Here is a 2652-nt window from a genome sequence, read left to right on the forward strand (position 1 = left end):
CTTTCCCTACACGACGTTCTGGTTCGGGCTTGGCCGCACGTTGGCCGTCGGCCGGATGGCGATGGCCAGCGATACGACCAGCGCCACCACGCCGATGACGAAGATTGCCGCCACCGCGCTTCCGACCAGCCGGAACGAGCTGCGCTCGTGGTAGTCCGAGTCGACCAGCGCCGTCGCGGCGGTCTGCGAGCCGGTGAAGAACTCGTCGGGATCGTCGGGCACGGCGCTGTAGGCAAGTCCGTCCGCGCCGGCCTCACCCGGGGTTTCGAAGTAGCCCGGCGCCACGGCCAACGGGTTGATCGCGCCGGTGCCGGGATCCTGCGCGTAGGCCAGGGCCGCGGTGGACGACGAGAACAGCGGGGCGTTCGCCGACGCCAGCGCCGCGCCGCGGGCAAGGGCCGTGTCCGGCTCCTCGGGCGCCGTCAGCGGCAGCGTGGTCGCCGCCTCGAGGGCGGGCTTGATCATCGGGATGTCGATGCCGGAGCCGACGACGAACACGGCGTCCGGGCGCGTCTCCAAGTTCTCCGCGCTGGACACCATCGCGGCCAGCTGGGCGACGGCCGCCTCGTCGTCGGCGGGCAGGGCCTGCCGCTGGACGTCGGCGACGGATCCGTCGGCGCTGTTGACGACCGCCAGCGTCGCGGTGTCGGGCTCGATGTAGAGCAGCGCCGTATTCGCGTAGTTGGTCTGGTGGCCCACCGCCTGCGCCAGCGCGGCCGCGGCCAAAAAGGCCGAGACGAGCATCACATTTTCGACCTTGTGGGCCGCCAGCTTGTCGCGCAGCGCGGCGGCCTCGAGCGGGTCAGTGAACGTGACCCCGGTCGACGCCAGTTGATAGCCACCCTCTGCCGCGCCCTGACGGGTCCCCAAGATGGCCGAAACTACCTGGTCCGAGGCGGTTACCGTTGCTGCATCATCAGCGGTGGCGACGTTGAAATTGTCTTCATCGACGGTCACGCCGTCGCCGTTTTCCCCCTCGACCAGCACCATCCGGACTGCCGTCGGCGCCATCGACACACCAAGTACGGTGTCCAAAGCTCCTCCAATAGTCGGTTGCTAGCCAATAACGGTAAGGGCGGGCTCGTCGCACGAACTGGTGGCGCGAGAGATCGCTTAGTCCCCACCGTTATTCCCCTAGTAACCCGATTTTACGCTCGTTCGCCGCTCTGGGGGTGGCCCGGACCGGGCCTCGGCGGGCCTACGGGGACGGAATCCCAGGCCCCAGGTGTCGGTGCAGCCAGTCGTCCAGGTTGTGGTGGTCGCCGGAATGCGGTGAGGGCTGCGGCGGCGACTCGGGCGCCGGGGGCGGTCCCGCCGGGGCGGCGGGTGCCGGGGGCGGTGCCGCCGGGGCGGCGGGCGGCGGGGGCGGTCCCGGTGGGCCGGCGTTCGGATTCTGCGGGGCGACGACGTTCGTGCCGACGTCGGGCCGCTGGTCGGCGGGCGGCCGGTGCCCGAAGATCAGTGCCACCGTCAACGCCGCGACGCCGCCGACGAACACCGCCGTCACAGCGGCGATGGTCAGGATCGACCTACGGCTGCGGCGCGGCTGCGACGGCGTCCCGGAGAGCCGATGGGCGTCGGAGGCCGGGGCCTCTTCGGCGCTGTAGGCGAGCTCGGCCGCCGCGGCCGAGGCGGTCTGCGTGGCGCTCATCGCGACCGTTCGCGGCGCTCCCAGCTTCGCGTTCGCCGCGGCCAGCGAGGCGCCGCGCGCCAGGGCCATCTCGGGTTCTTCGGGCGTCGTCACCGACAGGGCGGTCGCCGCCTCGAGCGTGGGCTTGATGGAGGGAATGTCGACCTCCGAGCCGACCAGGAACAACCCGTCGGGCCGCGCGCTCATCGACTCGGCGTCCGAGACCATCGCGCTGAGTTTCGCCAATGCGGCGGCGTCGTCGCCGGGCAGCGGGTGCCGATGCACGTCGGTGACCGTCCCCTGGGAGGTGTCGACGACAGCCAGGGTCGCGCTGTCCGGTTCGACGAGCAGCAGCGCCGTGCGGGCCCAGTTGGTCGCGCTGCCCATGGCCTGCGCCAGCGCCGCGGCGGCCATGACCGCCGAGACCAGCATGACGTTCTCGATCTTGCGCGCGGCCAACGCGTCTCGCAGTGCCGCCGCCTTAACGGGGTCGGTCCAGCTCACTCCGCTGGACTTGAGCCGATACCCGCCTTGGGCCGCGCTGTCCCGGGTTCCGAGAATGGCCGCGACGACGTGATTGGCTGCGGCGATGGGGGTCTCGTGGCCGGCGACGTCGAAACCGTCCTGATCGACCGTCACCCCGCTCGCGGCTTCGCCTTCGACGAGCACCATGCGGACGGTCTCAGGTGCCATAGACACACCAAGTACGACGTCCACCGCTCCCTCCACATCCTCCGAAATTGGTTGCCCTGCCCAGATCCGCCACCCTAGCGCGCCGGGTCCGGCCCGCCCGGGAACCGCGAGGGCGCTATCGGTGGCCGAAGCCGTGACCACCGCCGAAGCCGTGGCCGCCGAATCCGTGACCACCGCCGAAGCCGTGGCCGCCACCGAATCCATGACCCCCGAAGGGTCCGTGGCCGCCGAAGGGTCCGTGACCGCCGAACGGGCCGTGACCGCCGAACGGGCCGTGACCGAGGGGTCCGCGGGGGGCGAGGGGGCCGAGGGGCCCGTGACCGCCGCCC

At 71.5% G+C, this 2652-nt stretch carries 2 protein-coding genes and 1 pseudogene; 1 reads left to right on the top strand and 2 read right to left on the bottom strand.

What is annotated here, in order from left to right; all coding sequences use genetic code 11:
* Nucleotides 1-9: 9 nt before the first annotated feature.
* Both DQP58_RS26450 and DQP58_RS26455 read right to left on the bottom strand, forming a co-directional pair.
* A pseudogene (locus DQP58_RS26450) lies at nucleotides 10-1035 on the bottom strand (DUF7159 family protein); the annotation flags it as partial.
* A gap of 163 nt (nucleotides 1036-1198) precedes the next feature.
* The gene (locus DQP58_RS26455; protein WP_112710975.1) at nucleotides 1199-2347 is read right to left on the bottom strand and encodes a DUF7159 family protein; all 1149 of its coding nucleotides are present in this window, start codon (nucleotides 2345-2347) and stop codon (nucleotides 1199-1201) included.
* Nucleotides 2348-2444: 97 nt separating this feature from the next.
* Here DQP58_RS26455 and DQP58_RS26925 point away from each other — a divergent pair.
* Nucleotides 2445-2652, top strand: a 208-nt coding sequence (locus DQP58_RS26925; RefSeq protein WP_165827965.1) for a hypothetical protein, incomplete at its 3' end; no start/stop codon positions are given.

This window comes from Mycobacterium colombiense (genome assembly GCF_003284975.1).
Classification (GTDB): Bacteria; Actinomycetota; Actinomycetes; order Mycobacteriales; family Mycobacteriaceae; genus Mycobacterium; species Mycobacterium europaeum_A.